16 protein-coding genes are annotated in these 18414 nt (G+C 71.6%); 6 read left to right on the plus strand and 10 right to left on the minus strand.

The window, feature by feature from the left end:
- Positions 1-291: 291 nt before the first annotated feature.
- From AB0N81_RS22820 to AB0N81_RS22830, 3 genes are all read right to left on the minus strand, one after another.
- Positions 292-1239: a phospholipid scramblase-related protein gene (locus AB0N81_RS22820; RefSeq protein ID WP_365361113.1), complete on the minus strand. Its 948-nt coding sequence runs from the start codon at positions 1237-1239 to the stop codon at positions 292-294.
- A gap of 112 nt (positions 1240-1351) precedes the next feature.
- Positions 1352-3901 (minus strand): valine--tRNA ligase, encoded by a 2550-nt coding sequence (gene valS, locus AB0N81_RS22825; protein ID WP_365361115.1) that lies wholly within the window; start codon positions 3899-3901, stop codon positions 1352-1354.
- A gap of 101 nt (positions 3902-4002) precedes the next feature.
- Positions 4003-6060 (minus strand): phosphocholine-specific phospholipase C, encoded by a 2058-nt coding sequence (locus AB0N81_RS22830; protein WP_365361117.1) that lies wholly within the window; start codon positions 6058-6060, stop codon positions 4003-4005.
- A gap of 338 nt (positions 6061-6398) precedes the next feature.
- Here AB0N81_RS22830 and AB0N81_RS22835 point away from each other — a divergent pair, with 338 nt between their 5' ends.
- Positions 6399-7661 carry a serine hydrolase domain-containing protein gene (locus AB0N81_RS22835; RefSeq protein WP_365361119.1) on the plus strand — a complete coding sequence of 421 codons (1263 nt, stop codon included), beginning with the start codon at positions 6399-6401 and terminating at the stop codon, positions 7659-7661.
- Entirely contained in the window at positions 7658-8206 is a 549-nt protein-coding gene (locus AB0N81_RS22840; RefSeq protein ID WP_365361121.1) for a DinB family protein, read from the plus strand. Before AB0N81_RS22835 ends, AB0N81_RS22840 begins: the two co-directional genes overlap by 4 nt.
- A gap of 34 nt (positions 8207-8240) precedes the next feature.
- Here the strand turns inward: AB0N81_RS22840 and ppk2 are convergent, their stop codons facing one another.
- Entirely contained in the window at positions 8241-9203 is a 963-nt protein-coding gene (gene ppk2 / locus AB0N81_RS22845) for a polyphosphate kinase 2 (RefSeq protein WP_365361123.1), read from the minus strand.
- Positions 9204-9379: 176 nt separating this feature from the next.
- Between ppk2 and AB0N81_RS22850 the strand changes: the two genes are divergently transcribed.
- Complete coding sequence (locus AB0N81_RS22850; RefSeq protein WP_365361125.1) at positions 9380-10303, plus strand: NADP-dependent oxidoreductase; 924 nt, start codon at positions 9380-9382, stop codon at positions 10301-10303.
- Between the two features lie 43 nt (positions 10304-10346).
- Positions 10347-10847 (plus strand): FBP domain-containing protein, encoded by a 501-nt coding sequence (locus tag AB0N81_RS22855; protein WP_365361127.1) that lies wholly within the window; start codon positions 10347-10349, stop codon positions 10845-10847.
- 13 nt (positions 10848-10860) lie between these two features.
- Here AB0N81_RS22855 and AB0N81_RS22860 read toward each other — a convergent pair whose 3' ends face one another.
- Both AB0N81_RS22860 and AB0N81_RS22865 read right to left on the minus strand, forming a co-directional pair.
- Positions 10861-11250: a (2Fe-2S) ferredoxin domain-containing protein gene (locus AB0N81_RS22860; RefSeq protein WP_150187225.1), complete on the minus strand. Its 390-nt coding sequence runs from the start codon at positions 11248-11250 to the stop codon at positions 10861-10863.
- A 37-nt stretch (positions 11251-11287) separates the two neighbouring features.
- A complete protein-coding gene (locus tag AB0N81_RS22865; protein WP_365361129.1) occupies positions 11288-12628 on the minus strand; it encodes a 6-phospho-beta-glucosidase in 1341 nt (446 codons plus the stop codon).
- A 183-nt stretch (positions 12629-12811) separates the two neighbouring features.
- On the opposite strand from AB0N81_RS22865, the gene AB0N81_RS22870 reads away from it, so the two are divergent.
- Both AB0N81_RS22870 and AB0N81_RS22875 read left to right on the plus strand, forming a co-directional pair.
- Positions 12812-13618 carry a hypothetical protein gene (locus AB0N81_RS22870; protein WP_365361588.1) on the plus strand — a complete coding sequence of 269 codons (807 nt, stop codon included), beginning with the start codon at positions 12812-12814 and terminating at the stop codon, positions 13616-13618.
- An 82-nt stretch (positions 13619-13700) separates the two neighbouring features.
- The gene (locus tag AB0N81_RS22875) at positions 13701-14999 is read left to right on the plus strand and encodes an MFS transporter (RefSeq protein ID WP_365361131.1); all 1299 of its coding nucleotides are present in this window, start codon (positions 13701-13703) and stop codon (positions 14997-14999) included.
- A 7-nt stretch (positions 15000-15006) separates the two neighbouring features.
- On the opposite strand, the gene AB0N81_RS22880 is transcribed toward AB0N81_RS22875, so the two are convergent.
- The 4 genes from AB0N81_RS22880 to AB0N81_RS22895 form a co-directional block, all read right to left on the minus strand.
- Positions 15007-15498 carry a thioesterase family protein gene (locus tag AB0N81_RS22880; protein ID WP_365361133.1) on the minus strand — a complete coding sequence of 164 codons (492 nt, stop codon included), beginning with the start codon at positions 15496-15498 and terminating at the stop codon, positions 15007-15009.
- Positions 15495-16448: a 3-hydroxyacyl-CoA dehydrogenase NAD-binding domain-containing protein gene (locus AB0N81_RS22885; protein ID WP_365361135.1), complete on the minus strand. Its 954-nt coding sequence runs from the start codon at positions 16446-16448 to the stop codon at positions 15495-15497. The genes AB0N81_RS22880 and AB0N81_RS22885 overlap by 4 nt, the downstream gene beginning before the upstream one ends.
- A gap of 63 nt (positions 16449-16511) precedes the next feature.
- Entirely contained in the window at positions 16512-17405 is an 894-nt protein-coding gene (locus AB0N81_RS22890) for a 3-keto-5-aminohexanoate cleavage protein (protein WP_365361137.1), read from the minus strand.
- Positions 17406-17468: 63 nt separating this feature from the next.
- Positions 17469-18308: a TetR/AcrR family transcriptional regulator gene (locus AB0N81_RS22895; RefSeq protein ID WP_365361139.1), complete on the minus strand. Its 840-nt coding sequence runs from the start codon at positions 18306-18308 to the stop codon at positions 17469-17471.
- Positions 18309-18414: the final 106 nt, after the last annotated feature.

The following is an 18414-nucleotide window of genomic DNA, read 5'->3' on the forward strand; positions in this document are numbered from 1 at the left end:
GCTGCGGGCCGGATGTGGCTGGGCGCGCAGTTCCCCGCGCCCCTGGGGACGCCGGAGCGCGGTCGGCCGTCTCGTGGCCCATCCCCCGGGGGGGGGCGGCCGATGCCGATCGAGGGCTGCGGGCCGGATGTGGCTGGGCGCGCAGTTCCCCGCGCCCCTGGGGACGCCGGAGCGCGGTCGGCCGTCTCGTGGCCCATCCCCCGGGGGGGGCGGCCGATGCCGATCGAGGGCTGCGGGCCGGATGTGGCTGGGCGCGCAGTTCCCCGCGCCCCTGGGGACGCCGGGGCTCTGTCAGCCGAAGCCTCGGGCGTCCTGCTTCAGGGCCGTGTCGACCGTGAGGGCCGTCGCCACGACGAGACTCAGGAGCGGCTCGGGCAGCTGGTAGTGGATCTGCAGGACGTAGTTGTCCGCGGTGGTGAACATCGTCTTGGCGAGGCCTTCCCAGGTCTTCGTGATCCGGGCGACCTCGTTGTCGGCGTGGTCGACGATCGAGAAGTTCCACGCGCGCCAGTTCTCCGCCTTGATCGCGCCGACCTGCTGGCCGTTCACCATCATCGCGAAGTTGATCTTGCCGATCATGTTCTGCTGGACGATCTCGCCGACCTGCTGGCCGTCCGCCCGCTCGACGATCACCCGCGACTTCATGAACTTGCGGGGGCGGGTCAGCATCATCTGCGGCTGCCCGTACGCGTCGCGGATCTCGAGCTTGTGCGTCATGAACTGGTCGATGCTGGAGACGAAGCGCGCGACCTTCTTCAGCGTGCTCTGGCCGACCTGGACGACCGAGCCGAGCGTGTTGCCCGCCTGGTCCATCACGCTGTACTCGTTCGTCAGCTCGATGAGCTTGGCCTTCTGGTTCACCACCAGGACCGGCTCGGTGAACAGCGTGCCGCCGCCCTGCGCGGAGGGCGCGACACCGGCCTGCTGCTGCACCTGGCGCTGCACCTTGGCCGGATCGGCCATCGGCGGCGCCTGCGGGTGCGCCTGCGGCTGGCCGAACTGGCCCTGCGGCGCCTGCGCCTGGGGCTGTCCGAACTGCCCGGCGGCGGGCTGCGCCTGCACCGGCTGTGCCTGCGCGGGCTGTGCCTGCTGCGGGACCTGCTGGGCCTGGGCGGCCTGGGCCTGCTCGGCCGGGCTGGTGTGCTCCGTCCATTGGGAGCCGTCCCACCAGCGCAGGAGTTGGGGCGCGCCGTGAGGGTCCGGGTACCAGCCTGCAGGAGTGTTCGAATGCGTTGTCACCCGGGTGACCCTACCTCCCGGGTACGGGCCGTCCGCCAGCCCCTTGCGGGGGTGTGACGTCCGACTCACCCCCCGCCTCGCATGCTCCCCTGAAGGGGCGCTCCCGGCCCGCTCAGAACGCCACCTCCACCCGCAGCGGCCCCGCTCCCTCCCGCAACTCCACCGAACCGAGCCGCCCCGCCGCCCGCACATCGCCCTGCGCCGCCGCGAAGTGGTCGAGGGTCGCGCGCGGTGCCGTGACCGTGGCCCGCGTGACGTCCGCCCGCATCGACAGCTTCGCCTGCGACTTGGCCCTACGGACCGCGGCGATGGCCTCCGACGCCGCGGTGAGGACCGCCGCGTCGCCCGCGTGCCGCCGCAGTTGCGCCGCGCCGGGCCAGGCCGACCGGTGGACCGAGCCGTCCCGCCACCACGACCAGACCTCCTCCGTGACGAAGGGCAGGACCGGCGCGAAGAGCCGCAGCAGGACGTCGAGTGCCGTGCGGAGCGCGGCCCGTGCGGATTCCGTGGCGGCCGCGTCGCCCCGGTCGCCGTACGCGCGGGCCTTGACCAGTTCGACGTAGTCGTCGCAGAAGCGCCAGAAGAGCTGTTCGGTGCGTTCGAGGGCGCGCGCGTAGTCGAAGGTGTCGAAGGCCGCGGTGGCCTCCTCGACGGTGGTCGCCAGTTCGGCGAGCAGCGCCCTGTCGAGCGGTTCGGTGACGTCGGCCTCCGCGCGGACGTCGCCCAGGCTCAGGACGAACTTGCCGAGGTTCAGCAGCTTCGTGGCGAGGCGGCGGCCGATCTTCATCTGGCCGACGTCGAACGCGGTGTCCGTGCCGGGGCGCCCGCTCGCCGCCCAGTAGCGGACGGCGTCCGAGCCGTGCTGGCCGAGGAGGTCGTCCGGGGTGACGGCGTTGCCCTTGGACTTCGCCATCTTCTTGCGGTCGGGGTCGAGGATCCAGCCGGAGATCGCCGCGTGCCGCCAGGGCAGCGCGTCGTGCTCGGCGTGGGAGCGCACGACGGTCGAGAACAGCCAGGTGCGGATGATCTCGTGGGCCTGCGGGCGCAGGTCCATCGGGAAGACCCGCGCGAACAGGTCCGGGTCCGTCAGCCACTTGCCCGCGATCTGCGGGGTGAGCGAGGAGGTCGCCCAGGTGTCCATGACGTCCGGGTCGCCGGTGAAGCCGTGCGGCGCGTCGCGCTGTGCCGCCTCGTAGCCGGGCGGGGTCTCCGCGCTCGGGTCGACGGGCAGGGCGGAGCGGTCGGGGACGATCGGATGGTCGTGGTCGGGCCGGCCCGAACCGTCCAGCGGGTACCAGACGGGGATCGGGACGCCGAAGAAGCGCTGGCGGCTGATCAGCCAGTCGCCGTTGAGGCCGCCGACCCAGTTCTCGTAGCGAATCCGCATATGCGGCGGATGCCACTCCAGTTCGGCGCCGCGGGCCAGGAGCCGGTCGCGCAGCGCCGCGTCCCGGCCGCCGTTGCGGACGTACCACTGCCGGGTCGTGACGATCTCCAGGGGCTTGTCGCCCTTCTCGAAGAACTTCACCGCGTGCGTGACGTGGCGCGGCTCACCCGTGAGGTCGCCGCTCTCGCGCAGCATGTCGACCATGCGCTCCCGGGCCGTGTGCGCGGTGGCGCCGGCCAGCTTCGCGTACGCCGCGACGGCGGCCGGTGTCCCGACGCCGCCCGGCGGCTCGGCGAGGAAGCGGCCGTCCCAGCCGATCACCGGCCTGGTGGCGAGGCGCAGTTCGCGCCACCAGGTGACATCCGTGGTGTCGCCGAACGTGCAGACCATCGCGATGCCCGTGCCCTTGTCCGGCGAGGCGAGGCGGTGTGCGACGACGGGGACCTCGACGTCGAAGAGCGGCGTGCGGACGGTCGTGCCGAACAGGTCGCGGTAGCGCTCGTCGTCGGGGTGCGCGACGAGCGCGACGCAGGCCGGGAGCAGTTCGGGGCGGGTCGTCTCGATCGGGACGGTGCCGCCGTCCGCCCGCCGGAAGGCGAGCCGGTGGTAGGCGGCGGGCCGCTCGCGGTCCTCCAGCTCGGCCTGGGCGACGGCCGTGCGGAACGTGACGTCCCAGAGCGTGGGCGCCTCGGCGACGTACGCGTCACCGCGCGCGAGGTCGTCGAGGAACGCGAGCTGCGAGGCGGCACGGGCGTCGGCGTCGATGGTCCGATAGGTGCGGGACCAGTCGACGGAGAGGCCGAGACGCCGCCACAGGTTCTCGAAGGCCTGCTCGTCCTCGGCGGTGAGACGCTCGCACAGCTCGATGAAGTTCCGCCGGGAGACCGGCAGTTGGCGCTTGCCGGGCTTGCCGGGCGGGACGAGGTCCGGGTCGTACGGCAGGGCGGGGTCGCAGCGGACGCCGTAGTGGTTCTGGACGCGCCGCTCGGTGGGCAGTCCGTTGTCGTCCCACCCCATGGGATAGAAGACTTCCTTGCCGCGCATGCGCTGGTACCGGGCGACGGCGTCGGTGTGCGTGTACGAGAAGACGTGGCCGACGTGGAGCGAGCCGCTGACCGTGGGCGGCGGGGTGTCGATCGAGAAGATCTGGTCGCGCGTCCTCGAACGGTCGAAGGCGAATACCCCCGCCTCGTCCCATCGCCGCGACCACTTGTCTTCGAGCCCGTCGAGGACGGGCTTGTCGGGGACGCCTGCGGGGCGACGGGTGGATGTCATGCCTCTGGATGCTATCCACGCGTGCCGTCCGCAGGCGTCCCCTTTTTCTGGCCCCCGGCCGCCCGGCCTTCTGGGCCTTCCGGCCTCCCGGCCTCCCGGTGTCAGGCGGTGATGATCGCCGGGTCGCTGACGCCGGCTGCGCCGGTCTCCACGTGGCCCGCGAGGCGCCGCAGGAATCCGGCGTCGGCGTCGGACTTCACGGTCAGGTCGTACCAGCGCTTGCTCGACCGCAGGTCGACGGTGTGCTCCACGGAGGCGCCCGCCCTGACCTTGAAGGTCTGACCGGCGCCACCGTAGGCGTTGGTCACCGTGAGGTTCACGTCGGCGCTGCCCGCGTTCTTCAGGGTCAGCCTGACGTTGCCCGTCGTACCGTCGTGGCGGGCGACGACCTCGGGGCCCGCCTTCTTGCCGGGGCCCTTGAAGGTGCGCAGGAAGCCGTTGGGGCCGAACACCGAGAGGTCGTAGGCATCCTTGGAGTACTTCGAGTTCCAGGTGTCGGAGACCGTCTTGCCCGCCTCCGTGGTGTATGTCCACGGGCCGTCGGTGCGGTTCCCGGAGCGGACGTGGAAGCAGACGCCGGCCTTGGCGCCGCCGCCGAAGGTGAGCGTGAACTTTCCGGCGGCGGGGTCGGCGGCGCCGTCCACCAGCGGGGCGTAGGGCAGCGCGCGGGCGGGCCGGGAGCCGGACTCCTGCTTGGGGAGCGCCGGGTTCGCGGGCGCCTTCGGCACGTAGTCGGGGTGGCGGTCGTTGTCCGGCGGCTCGTAGGCGGCGGTGTCGGGGAGCTTCGCCGGGTCGGTGTCCTTGCCGCTGAAGTCGAACGCGGACGTCAGGTCGCCGCAGATCGCGCGGCGCCACGGCGAGATGTTGGGCTCCTCGACGCCGAAGCGCTTCTCCATGAACCGGATGATCGACGTGTGGTCGAAGACCTCGGAGTTCACGAAGCCGCCGGTGCTCCAGGGCGAGACGACGATCATCGGGACGCGCTGGCCCAGGCCGTAGTGCCCGGCCGCGTAGCTCGCGTTGCCCGGGAAGTAGTCGAGCGTCGTGTCGACGGTGGACTTGCCCTGGTTGGCGTCCTTCGGCACGTACGGCGGGACGATGTGGTCGAAGTAGCCGTCGTTCTCGTCGTACGTGATGAAGAGCGCCGTCTTCGCCCACACCTCGGGGTTGGAGGTGAGCGCGTCGAGGACCTGCGCGATGTACCAGGCGCCGTAGTTCACCGGCCAGTTCGGGTGCTCGGTGAAAGCCTCCGGGCAGGCGATGTAGGAGACCTGCGGCAGCCTGTCCGCCTTCACGTCGGCCGTGAGGATGTCGAAGTAGCCGTCACCCTTCTTGGCGTTGGTGCCGGTGCGGGCCTTGTCGTACAGCGGGTCGCCGGGCTTGGCGTTGCGGTACTTGTTGAAGTAGAGGAGCGAGTTGTCGCCGTAGTTGCCGCGGTAGGCGTCGTCGATCCAGCCCCAGTGCCCGGCCGCGTCCAGGCCGTCGCCGATGTCCTGGTAGACCTTCCAGCTCACGCCCGCCCGCTCCAGGCGCTCCGCGTACGTCGTCCAGTCGTACCCCGCCTCCTGGTTGCCGAGGACCGGGCCGCCGCCCTTGCCGTCGTTGCCGACGTGGCCCGTGAGCATGTAGTAGCGGTTGGGGTCGGTGGCCCCGATGAACGAGCAGTGGTAGTCGTCGCAGACCGTGAACGCGTCGGCGAGCGCGTAGTGGAACGGAATGTCGTTCCGCTCCAGGTAGGCCATCGTCCGCTCGGACTTCGCGGGAATCCACTGGTCGTACGCGCCGTTGTTGAACGCCTTGTGGCCGCCAGCCCAGTCGTGGTCGAGGCCCGCGATGAACTGCATGCCGAGGTTCTCGGCGTCCGGGTGGAAGGGCAGCACCTCCTTGCCGCCGCCCCGCTGGTGCCAGACCGGCTTGCCGCTGGGCAGGGTCACCGGGCGCGGGTCGCCGAAGCCGCGTACGCCCTTCATCGTCCCGAAGTAGTGGTCGAAGGACCGGTTCTCCTGCATGAGAACGACGACGTGCTCGACGTCCTTGATGGTGCCGGAGGCGCGCCTGGCGGGCAGGGACGCGGCGCGGGCGATGCTCTGGTTGAGCATGGCGAACGTCGCGGTGCCGCCGGCCAGCTGCATGAAGCGGCGCCGATTGAGTTCAGGCATGAGTATTCCGACCTCGTGTTTTGTGGGGGACGCGAGCGGGGTGAAGTGTGCCAAGGGGAGCAAGCGATACGGAAGAGCCTGTGACGGGTGTGTGAAGGGAAGTCCAACCTCTCGTGGGCAGGACACAAGTCCCGGACAATCGGGGCACAGGGCCCGCATTTGGCAGTTCACGGTCGACGCACTCGGAGATTTCTTCACTCCGCATCCACACATCGGCGTCCTCGTGCACGGGCCCGCTTCGTCCGACCGGTGGTGAAGGCTGGTGCATCCGGCGGTACCGCGGCCGGATGTGGCGCGGTCACCTTGCGGAGGTAGATGCCGTGGGCAACCATGAGGCCATGACTATGCGCGTCCACGGCACCTGCGCCCCGGGATTCGAGGGCCTTCGCAAGGAGTTCGAGCGGAATTTCGCCGAGCGCGACGACCTCGGCGCGGCCGTCGCGGCCACGGTCGGCGGCGAGGTCGTCGTCGACCTGTGGGGCGGCGACGCGGACCGGACGGGCACCCGCCCCTGGGAGCGGGACACGCTGGTCAACGTCTACTCCACGACCAAGGGGATGACGGCGCTCTGCGCCCATCTGCTCGTGGAACGCGGCGAGTTGGACCTGGACGCACCGGTCGCTCGGTACTGGCCGGAGTTCGCGCGGGAGGGAAAGGACGACATCCCGGTGCGCTGGCTCCTGAGCCACCGCTCCGGTCTGATCGCACCGGGCGAGCCGATGACCCCGGGCGCGGTGTACGACTGGGAGAAGGTGACGCGGGCGCTGGCGGCGACACGGCCGTGGTGGCGGCCGGGCACCGCCCAGGGCTACCACGCAGTGACATTCGGCTTCCTGGTCGGCGAGGTGGTGCGGCGCGTCACCGGCGTCTCGCTCGGGACGTTCCTGCACTCCGAGGTGACCGGGCCGCTGGGCGCCGACGTCCACGTGGGCACGCCGGAGAGCGAGCACGGGCGGTGCGCGGACATGGCGCCCGCCGTCCGCGCCGCCGGAGCCTCGCCGTCGCCGCGGGCATCGGGGGCGGCGTCGTCATCGGCGACGTCGCGCACCGTGTTCGGGGACGCGCCGAAACCCCCGGTCGGCGGTCTTGCGGACCACCCGATGGCGCCCGTCACACTGGCCCTGCAGTATCTGCCGCTCGGCGACGTGAATTCCGCGGCCTACCGCAGCGCGGAGATCCCCGCGACCAACGGGCACGCCACCGCGCGCGGACTCGCCGCCGTGTACGCGGAGTTGGCGTGCGGCAGGCTCCTCTCCCCCGGCACCCTGGAGCGGCTGCGCACCCGGCAGAGCGACGGCGACGAACCGGACCTCGTCCTGCGGGCGGGCACCCCGCTCGCCGAGACCTGGCCGTGGGGCCTCGGCTACATGCTCAACCAGTTCGGCCAGGCGGGCCCCAACCCCCGTGCGTTCGGGCACGGCGGCGCGGGCGGCTCCTACGCCTTCGCCGACCCGGAGAACGGCGTCTCGTACGCGTACACCATGAACCGCATGGGCGCCGGGACCTCGGGCGAGGATCTGCGCAGCATCCACCTGGTGGGGGCGCTGTACGAGGGGCTGGCCGAACTCGGCCCGGTGCAGGGCCCGATGATGAGTCCATGACGTCAAGCAGAAGAGTCAGGTTCTTCACGGGCGAGCCGACCGACCCCCGCTACGGCGGGGGCTTCACCGGGGACGAACGGTCCATGCTCGCCAGCTTCCTGCGGGCCCAGCGCGAGACGCTGGAGCTCAAGTGCCGTGGCCTGGAGAAGGAGTTGGACCAGCGGTCCGTCGAGCCCTCCGTGCTGTCGCTGCTCGGTCTGGTCCGGCACCTCACCGATGTGGAACGCCGCTGGTTCCGCAAGGACATGGCCGGTCTCGACGTTGCGCTCCTCTATGCCACGCCCGACAACCCCGACGAGGACTTCGACGGGGCGGTGGCGGAGCCCGGGGCCGTCGCCGCGGCCTGGGAGGCCTGGCGCGCCGAGGTGGCGTTCGCCGAGAAGTTCGTCGAGGAGGCCGCCGGTCTCGACGTCGAGGGCCAGGACTCGTGGCTCGGCGCGGTGTCGCTGCGCTGGGTGCTCCTGCACATGATCGAGGAGTACGCGCGCCACAACGGCCACGCCGATCTGCTGCGGGAGCGCATCGACGGGGCGGTGGGGCTGTGACACCGGGACGGCGGCGGTGAGAGCGCCGCGGCCCTCACTTCTCGCCGGGGTGCCGGCCGGGCCCGCGGCGGTTGTCGGCGAGCTTGCTCGGTGAGAGGTCCGTGGCGTCCTCGCCCGGTTCCAGCAGGGTGTCGGCCGGCCCGATGATCAACGGGTCGGCCTTTCCCACGGCCTCCGTGTCCTTCGCCTCGTAGTCGAGCCGCAGCAGGAGGTGGCGCATGGCTTCGAGGCGGCCGCGCCGCTTGTCGTTGGTCTTCACGACGGTCCACGGGGCGTGGGGCGTGTCCGTGGCCCGGAACATCTCGACCTTCGCGTACGTGTACGCGTCCCACAGGTCCAGCGAGGCGACGTCGGTCGAGGACAGTTTCCACTGGCGCACCGGGTCGACCTGCCGGATCGCGAAACGCGTCCGCTGTTCGGCACGGGAGACGGAGAACCAGAACTTGATGAGGACGATGCCGTCGTCAGTGATCATCTTCTCGAACAGCGGAGCCTGTTCCAGGAAGTGCTGGTGCTCGCGGGGCGTGCAGAACCCCATCACCGGCTCGACGCCCGCGCGGTTGTACCAGGACCGGTCGAAGAAGACGATCTCCCCCGCCGAGGGCAGCTGGGCGACGTACCGCTGGAAGTACCACTGGCCCGCCTCGTGCTCGTTCGGCTTGTCCAGCGCCACCGTCCGGGCACCGCGCGGATTCAGGCGCTCGGTGAACCGTTTGATCGTGCCGCCCTTGCCCGCCGCGTCACGCCCCTCGCACAGCACCACGATGCGCGTGCCCCGCTCCCGCACCGTCTTCTGCAGCTTCAGCAGCTCGATCTGCAGAATCCGCTTGCGCCGCTCGTACGCCCTGCGGCCCAGCTTCTCCGTGTACGGGTAGTTCTCCCGCCACGTCTGCAGAGGTTGCCCCTGCTCGTCGAGGAGCACAGGGCGTTCCGGACGGGCGTCGTCCACTGAAAGACCCTTGAGCAGATCGTCGTCGTTCCCGCCGCTGGACACCACGCGTCGTCCTCTCTCTCCACAGCTTCTCGAAAGCTCACTCGACAGCCTGCCCCGACGGCCGCGACTCAGCACCCGCGCCCGGCCGGGAATAGCCGGGCGATCTTGACGGTCTTCCCCTGCGGACGCGCGTCGACGCTTGTCGGCGGAGGGTCGGTCGATCGAAGTGAGGGAGCCACATGCCCAGGGCGTACGCATTCACCGAACACGGCGGTCCGGAGGTGGAGGCCTTCCACGACCTCCCCACACCCGAGCCCGGCCCCGGTCAGCTGCTCGTCGCCGTGCGCGCGGCGGGCGTCAACCCGGTCGACTGGAAGCTGCGGGCGGGCAAGCGGCGTCCCGGCCAGGCGCCGCTGGTGGGAGTCGAGGTCCTGGGCAGCGAGGTCGCCGGGGTCGTGGCGGGGGTCGGGCCCGGCGTCGAGGGTTTCGCGGTCGGCGACCCGGTGTTCGGCAATCCGGTCACCGGCGGGTACGCGGAGTTCACGCTGGTCCCCGCCGACATCGCCGCGCGCAAGCCGGACGCGCTGTCCTTCACGGACGCGGCCGCGCTGCCGGTCGCGGCGGCGACCGCGTACGACGGGCTGCGCCAGCTCGACCTGCCCACGGGCGCGACGCTGCTGATCACCGGTGCCGGGGGCGGGGTCGGCGTGGCCGCGGCACAGATCGCCCTGCACTTCGGACTGCGCGTGGTGGGCACGGCGAGCGCGGGCAAGAAGGAGTTCGTCGAGTCGCTCGGCGCCGTCCACGTGCCGCCCGGCCCCCGGCTGCCCGAGCGCGTACGCGAGGCCGCGCCCGACGGCAGCGTCGACGCGGTCTTCGACCTCGTCGGCGGCGCGGACCTCGTGGAGGTCGCGGAACTCCTCACCGACCGCACGAAGCTGATCACGGCGGCGGCCAAGGAGACCGTGGGGAGGCTGGGCGGCGCCCCGGTGGCGCGGGCCCGCACGTCGGCGGTCCTGGACGAGATCGCTCTCCTCGCCGTGGCGGGCGTACTGCGTCCGCACGTGACGGCGACGTACCCCCTGGACCGCGCGGGCGAGGCGCTGCGCGCGGTCGAGCAAGGCCACGCGCGGGGCAAGGTCGTGATCGAGGTCCGCCCGTGAAAATGACACGACGGCCCGACCGGCCCGTTGATACGTTCCGATCATGCAACCCGTAAGTGAGAACGAGATCCGCGCGTCCTTTGTGAACTGTTCGAAGGGCGAGGCCCGCAGACTCACCCTCCCGGCGGGGTTCGCCGACACCCCCTGGTCCGACCTGGACTTTCTCGGGTGGCGGGACCCGAAGGCGCCCGAGCGCGGCTATGTGGTGACGTGGCGGGACGGCAAGCCTGTGGGCATCGCCCTGCGCGCCTCCACGGGGGTGCGCAAGAGCCTGTTCAAGTCCAGCATCTGCTCGGTCTGTGTGACGCCGCAGTCCGGCTCCGGGATCACGCTGCTCGTGGCCCCGAAGGCGGGCGCGGCCGGCCGCGGGGGCAACTCGGTCGGGCTGTACGTCTGCGCGGACCTGGCCTGCTCCCTCTACGTGCGGGGCAAGAAGGTCACGGCGCTGGCCCGCCGCTTCGAGGAGAGCCTCACGCCGGAGGAGCAGAACGCCAGGACCGAGCAGAACCTGAACAAATTCCTGGACCAGGTTCTCGCCGGCTGATCCGGCACAGGCCCTATACCGCGCGGGGGTCGACCATCTGGAGCGCGAGTGTCGCGGACGGCTCGGCCAGGCCGGGGCCGCCCGCCTCGGCCCAGGCCAGTATCCCGTCGAGCGACTCGTCGTCCGTGACGAAGCCGACCCACGCCGCCCGGCCGCCCCGCCTGCGCCCCTCGTAGGAGGGCTGGACCACGACCAGGTTGGCCTGCCCGCACGGCCCGAGGCAGTCGCTCGTGCGCACCGTGAACCGGCCGCGCGAGGCCGCCGCGGCGGAGCGCAGCCGCTCCAGCTGCCAGGCGTGGTCGATGCCGGGGTTCTTGCGCGCGTCGCCGCAGCAGCAGCCCCGGCACACGACGAGCGTGCAGGGGCGGCGGGCGGCGGCACCGATGGAGACGACGGGACTCATGTCGTGATCATCTCAGGTGTCATCACCTCAGGTCTCATCACCTCAGGTACGCGAGGCCGGGGTGCACACTCCGGTAGCCGTCCACCAGGCGCCGCGCGACCGTCACGGAGTCGACGAGCGGGTGCAGCGCGAACGCCTTGACGGCGGTGGCGGCCGAGCCGCTGTCCACCGCTTCGAGGACCTCCCGTTCGACGGCCTTGACCGCGCACACCAGGCCGGTGGCGTGGCCGGGCAGCGGGGCCACCGACATGGGGTGGGCGCCGTTCGCGTCGACGGAGCACGGCACCTCGATCACGGCGTCCGCGTCCAGCGCGGAAAGGGTCGTGCCGTTGCGGACGTTGAGGATCAGCGTCGACCGCTCGTCGCGTGCGACGGCCCGCATCAGGGCGAGGGCGACCTTCTCGTACCCGCCCGACTCCAGGTCCTCCTCGGCCCGCTCCCCCACGCCCGCCGCTTCCCTGTTCTCCGCCATGTACGCCGCCTCGCGCTCGGCGAGGGTGTCGTTCCAGGTCTTGAGGGCGGGGGCGTCCTGGCGGCGCATGTCGTCGTAGAAGCGGGCCTGTTGGTGGTGGAGGAAGGCGCCGCGGGTCCGCTCGGCCTGCTGGTAGGCGCGCACGGTGTCGCGGTTGAAGTAGTAGTAGTGCAGGTATTCGTTGGGGATCATGCCGAGCGACTGGAGCCAGTCGGGGCCGAACAGCCTGCCCTGCTCGAAGGAGACGAGGAGTTCCGGGTCGGCGAGCAGGCGCGGCAGTTCGTCGTGGCCCCCGATGTGCAGGCCGCGCAGCCAGCCCAGGTGGTTGAGGCCCACGTAGTCGATGAAGGCCTCGTCGGGGTTGCCGCCGAGCACCTGCGCGATCCTGCGGCCGAGGCCCACGGGTGAGTCGCAGATGCCGATGACGCGGTCGCCGAGGTGGCGGGACATGGCTTCGGTGACCAGGCCCGCGGGGTTGGTGAAGTTGATGACCCAGGCGTCGGGGGCGAGCCGGGCGACGCGGCGCGCGATGTCGACGGCGACGGGCACGGTGCGCAGGCCGTAGGCGATGCCGCCCGCGCCGACGGTCTCCTGGCCGAGAACTCCCTCGGCGAGGGCGACGCGCTCGTCGGCGGCGCGCCCCTCCAGGCCGCCGACGCGGATCGCGGAGAACACGAAGTCGGCGCCGCGCAGCGCCTCGTCGAGGTCGGTGGTGGCGGTCACGGAGGGCGCGTCCGGGACACCGGCGGCCTGGTCGGCGAGGACGCGGGCGATGGCGTCGAGCCGGGCCGCGTCCAGGTCGTGCAGGACGACGTCGGTGACGCGGCCCTCGGCGCGGTCGCCGAGGAGGGCACCGTAGACGAGCGGCACGCGGAATCCGCCCCCGCCGAGAATTGCCAGCTTCACGTCTGAACCGCCTTCATGTCTGAACCGCCTTCATGTCTGAACCGCCTTCTGCCGGGCCGTTATCACCGGTGCTCACGTTACGTACGATGACGCGGCAGCGTTTCGACCCCCCACGGAGGTAGCGCCCCGATGACCCTTTGGAAGGCATCAACCGCCCTGTTCGGCGCCGTCACGCTGGCGGTGATGACGGGCGGCGGCGCCTCGGCCGCGCCCGCCCCGCCCGGCGGCTGGCAGGAGTCGGGCACCTCGCACGTCAACTCCCTGACGGGTAGCCAGGGCCTGGCGAGCCGGGCGGACGGCGGCCTCCTCTATCGGGGCCTCGGCTCGATACCCCTCGATCTGCGCATCAAGGGCTGGGAGCACATAGGCGACCCGGACATCGCGAACGGCCACACCTTCGACGCCTACCAGGGCGGCGGCAACGCACGGTCGAAGATGTTCGCGGTCACGACCCCGGCGGGGAAGCGTCACCTGTACGAGCACACGCTCGACGCGGGTGAGAAGCTCAACAACTCCTTCGCTGCCGTCTCGCCCGACAACCAGTGGCTGGTGTCCGGCGAGTGGGGCGACCAGAACCGCCTCCAGGTCTTCCCCGCGCCGCTCCTCAACCCCTCGACCCCGCCCACCGGCGGCGCGCTCCCCCAGGCCGGGCAGATCACGCTCGACAAGCCGGTGCGCGACATCCAGGGCTGCGACTTCGCCGCCGCGACGCGTCTGGTGTGCGCCTCCAACGACGCGTCCAAGGAGCTGTTCCCCGAGGACCGCCCCGTCCTCCAGGTCGACCTGGAGCGCCCGCTCGACGGGAAGCCGGTGACCGGCCGCGTGTCCAGCCTCTTCGCCGCGCCGCAGCGCAGCATCTGCTCCGGCTCGTTCGAGACGGAGGGCGTCGACTACGACTCCGGTCGCCGCACCCTGCGCGTCGAGGTGGTGCCGCCCGCGCCGTGCCTGGTGACGACGGCGGTGTACGCGTACAAGCCGACGACCGGCTGAGCGCCCGCCCCTCCGGACGCGGGCCCGTCCGCCTGGCGGACAGCACGTGTGGGGCGCCGCGGGGCAGGGGAAGGTCGTGATCATGACACAGCACGACCAGCAGGTGGCCGCCACCGTCCCCGCCCCCGAGCGGCGCCCGATACGTCAGTTGCTCGCCGCGTCGGTCGGCAACGCCGTGGAGTGGTACGACTGGTACGCGTACACCTTCCTCGCCACGTACATCGCCGGCCAGGTCTTCCCCAAGGGGTCCGGCAACTCCCTCGTCCCGCTGCTCTCCACGTTCGCCGTCTTCGCGGTGGGCTTCTTCATGCGGCCCGTCGGCGGTCTGCTGATGGGGGCGGTCGCCGACCGGCAGGGCAGGCGGGCGGCACTGACCGTCACAATTCTGCTGATGGGCGGCAGCAGTCTGCTCGTCGGCCTGACTCCGACCTACGCGGCCGTGGGCGTGCTCTCGCCGGTCGTGCTCGTGCTGGCCCGGCTGCTCCAAGGTCTCTCCGTGGGCGGGGAGTTCGCCGCGTCGACGACGTTCCTCGTCGAGTCGGCGGGCCCGGGACGGCGCGGCCTCTTCTCCAGTTTCCAGTACGTCTCCACCAGCATCGGCCAGCTGGCGGCGTCCGGCGTCGCCGCCCTCCTCGTCGCCACGCTCTCCGACGGGCAGATGGACGGCTGGGGCTGGCGGCTGCCGTTCTTCTTCGGGGCGGCGCTGAGCCTGGTCGGCTTCTGGATCAGGCAGGGGGCGCACGAGACGCACCGGGCAACCGCCGCGGAGGGCGAACGGCCGGGGCTCCTCGACGCGTTGCGGCACCATCCCCGCCAGTCACTGCTGATCTGCGGCATCACGGCGGGCGGCACCCTCGCCTACTACACCTGGACGTCGTACCTGCCCACGTACGCCGAGCTGAACACCGACATCAGCAAGAGTCAGGCGCTCCTCGCCGGGACCGTCTCGCTCGCGTTCTTCGCGCTGCTCCAGCCCGTCGGCGGGCTGCTCTCGGACCGGCTCGGGCGCAGGCCGCCGCTGCTCTTCTTCGGCGTCGGCTTCGCCGTCCTGAGCGTGCCGCTGCTCAAGTCGCTCTCGGGGTCGTTCGCTTCGCTGCTGCTCGTGCAGTGCGCGGGCATGGTGCTGCTCACCGGCTTCACGTCGATCTCGGCGGCCGTGAACGCCGAGGTGTTCCCCGCTCGGGTGCGGGCCGCCGGGATCGGCTTCCCGTACTCGCTGACCGTCGCGGTGTTCGGCGGCACGGCCCCGTACATGGGGACCCTGTTCAAGGAGATCGGCTCCCCCGGGCTCTTCCCCGTGTACGTGGCCGTGCTGTGTGTCGTGTCCTCGGTGGTCTACTTGCGGCTGCCGGAGACTGCGCACAAGCCACTGGAACGGTGAGTTCTCCCTAGGTCACCCGGGGCACTGCGGCGATTGAACGCCCCGCCCACTCCGGGGCCGGTTCCGTCAGAGCCGTGAGGTGCTCGCGGATCTCGTCCGGGAACGGGGTCGCCCGGCCCGCGTTCTGGTCGACGTGGAGTGCGAGCAGTTCGGTGGTCGCCACGGGGGTGGCGTCCGGGGCCGGCTCGGCACCCTCGGCCCCGACCACGTACATCTCGTGCGCGAACCGCGCCTTCTTGGCGTCCGCGCCCAACAGGCGGGTGCGGACGGCGAGGTGGGCGCCCTCGGAGACGTCGTTCAGGTATCTCACATGCGCCTCGACCGTGTAGAGGGAGCAGCCGGTGGACTCGCGGTAGCCGGCGTGCAGGCCCGTCTCGATCATCATGGCGTCGGTGGCGTAGCCGAAGACGAGGACGTAGAAGGCCTCGCTCAGGTGGCCGTTGTAGTCGATCCACTCGGGTCGCACCGTCCGGTGGAACAGGGGCAGGGGCTCGGTCACTTGGTGCCTCCCGGGAGCCGGCCCGTGGCGCGCAGGACGTCGATGACGCCCTGGTCCCGTTCGGCGACGAGGTCCGCGATGGTGCGGCCGTTCGCCTCCTCGTCGCATCCGGCGACCACGGCGTCGTACAGCTTCTTGTCGAGCTCGGGCGCTTCGAGGCGCGTCCACGGCGACTTCAGGGACGGGCCGAAGTGGTCGAGCATATGGGCCATGCCGCCCTCGCCGCCCGCGAGCGCGAAGGTGAGCATCGGGCCCATGAACGCCCAGCGCAGGCCGGGGCCCTCGGTGATGGAGTCGTCGATCTCCTGGACCGTGGCCTCGCCGTTGGCGACCATGTGCAGCGCCTCGCGCCACAGGGCTTCCTGGAGGCGGTTGGCGATGAAGCCGGGCACCTCGCTCTTCATGGTGATCACGGACTTGCCCGCGACCTCGTAGAACCTGGACGCCCAGGTCACGGCGTCGGCGTCGGTCAGCTCGCCGCCGACGACCTCGACGAGGGGTATCAGATACGGCGGGTTGAAGGGGTGTCCGACGACGAGGCGGCCCGGCGTGGCCGCCTCGGTCTGCATGTCGGTCATCGGGTAGCCGGAGGTGGAGGAGGCGATGACGACGCCGGCGGGCGCGGCGGCGTCGAGCTTCGCGAGCAGGTCGCGCTTGAGCTCCAGCTTCTCGGGGGCGCTCTCCTGCACGAACTGGGCGTCGGCGACGGCCTCTTCGAGGGTGGCGGTGACGGTGAGGCGGTCCTGCGACGCGCCCTCGGCGAGGCCGAGCTGGGTGAGGGCGGGCCAGGCGGCCTCGACCAGGCGGCGCAGCCGCTGTTCGGCGTCGGGGGCGGGGTCCCAGGCGGTGACGTCGTAGCCGCGGGCCAGGAAGTGGGCGACCCAGCCGCCGCCGATGACACCTGCGCCTACGCAGGCGACGCGGCGGACTTCTTCCGGGGTGGTGGTCATGGGGGGTCCTATCCGTGCTGCCGGTGGGGGGGGACGGGGGCGCCCCTTCAGGGACGCGGGGAACTAGGCGCGGGGCTTGAGGCCCAGCTTCTGCCGGGCCTCGTCCGGGGAGGCGACCCGGGAGCCCAGGCTCTCGGTGATCCGCACCGCACGCTCGACGAGCTGCGCGTTCGTCGCCTTGTTGCCCTTGCCGAGGTAGAGGTTGTCCTCCAGGCCGACGCGGACCTGGCCACCGAGCAGGATGGACTGGGCGACCCACGGCATCTGCATGCGGCCGAGCGCGAAGCTGGCCCACTGGGCACCCTCGGGCAGCATGTTGACCATGGACTGGAGGACGCCCGGGTCGGCGGGGGCGCCCCACGGAACGCCCATGCAGAGCTGGAAGACGGTCGGGTCGTCGAGGAGCCCCTCGGCGAGGAGCTGCTTGGCGAACCAGAGCTGCCCCGTGTCGAAGATCTCCAGCTCGGGGCGGACGCCGAGTTCCTGGATGCGCTTGGCGCCCTGTCGGAGCATGTCGGGGGTGGAGATGTAGAGGTTGCTGCCGTCACCGAAGTTGAGGGAGCCGCAGTCCAGCGTGCAGATGTCGGGGAGCAGGTCCTCGACGTGCGGGAGCCGGTCGAGGCCGCTGACCAGGTCGGTGCCGGGGAGGTGCTTGAGGGGCTCGTCAGGGTCGATGACGAGGTCGCCGCCCATGCCCGCGGTGAGGTTGATGACGACGTCGGTGCCGGTCTCCTTGATGCGCTCGACGACCTCGCGGTACAGACGCGGGTCGCGGGAGGGCGCACCGGTCTCCGGGTCGCGGACATGGATGTGCACGACGGCGGCGCCCGCCTCGGCGGCCTCGACGGCGGAGGTGGCTATCTGTTCGGGCGTGACGGGCACGTGCGGGCTCTTGCGCACGGTGTCGCCGGCGCCGGTCAGGGCGCAGGTGATGACGACGTTCTCGTTCACGGGCATGCGGAACTCTCCCTCGGGGGCGGGGTGTTGTGCTGCGTGTGGGGGTGGCGGTCGTACGGGAGGTCAGTGCGCGGTCAGTGTCGCGTCGACGTAGGCGGTGAGGGCCTCGTGCATGTCGTAGGGGCCGGTGCCGGTGCCGTCGGGGGCCGAGGCGAGCACCTGGGTGGCGAGGCCGTCGATCAGCGCGGTCAGGCGCAGTGCCGCCGCTTCGGGGTCGGCGGGGCGGAAGACGCCTTCGGCGGTGCCGCGGCGAATGACGTCGGCGACGGTGGTGCGCCACTGCCGGTAGTAGTCGGCGTGCAGCCGGCCCACGGCGGTGGAGCGGGCGGCCTCCGCCCACAGGTCGAGCCAGACGCTCCACTGCCAGCGCTGCTGCGGGGTGCGGGGGATCTGCAGCTCGATGAGCTGGCGCAGTTCGTCGGCGGTGTCGGCGGCGTCCGCGATCCGGGCCGCCCGGCGTGCGGTGTCCTCGTCCATGCACCAGCGCACGGCGGCTTCGAGGAGGTCGTCGCGGCCGGGGAAGTGGTAGTGGATGGCGGCGGTACTGGTGTCGCAGGCGGCGGCGATGTCCTGGACGCGGACGGCGTGGAAGCCGCGCTCGGCGATGAGGCGGACGGTCTCGCGGACGATCTGCAGGGGGCGGCCACCTTCGGGGGCCACGGCGCGTTCGCGCCGCGCGGCGGGCTCCGGGGGGCGTGCCGCGCCGAGCAGCCAGCCCGCGTCGACCCCGCCCGTGTCCGCGATGCGGGCGAGTTCCGCCGCCGTGAAGCGCCGGGTGCCGCCCAGCGAGCGGGAGAGCTTGGAGGGGTCCATGACGATACGGCGGGCGAATTCGCGCTGGGTCACTCCCGCGTCGGAGATCACTTTGCGGACGCGGTCCGCCACCTCGGGGTCGTGCTGCATGGTCGGCGACCCTACCCGCGCGTTGCGGCGAACGCAACGCACGGGCGCCGGGCCGCACCGCCATTCACCTGGGTTGTCGAGGTTTTGCGCAGGAATTGTGATTCTG

It is taken from the genome of Streptomyces sp. NPDC093510 (genome assembly GCF_040683555.1).
Taxonomy (GTDB): domain Bacteria; phylum Actinomycetota; class Actinomycetes; order Streptomycetales; family Streptomycetaceae; genus Streptomyces.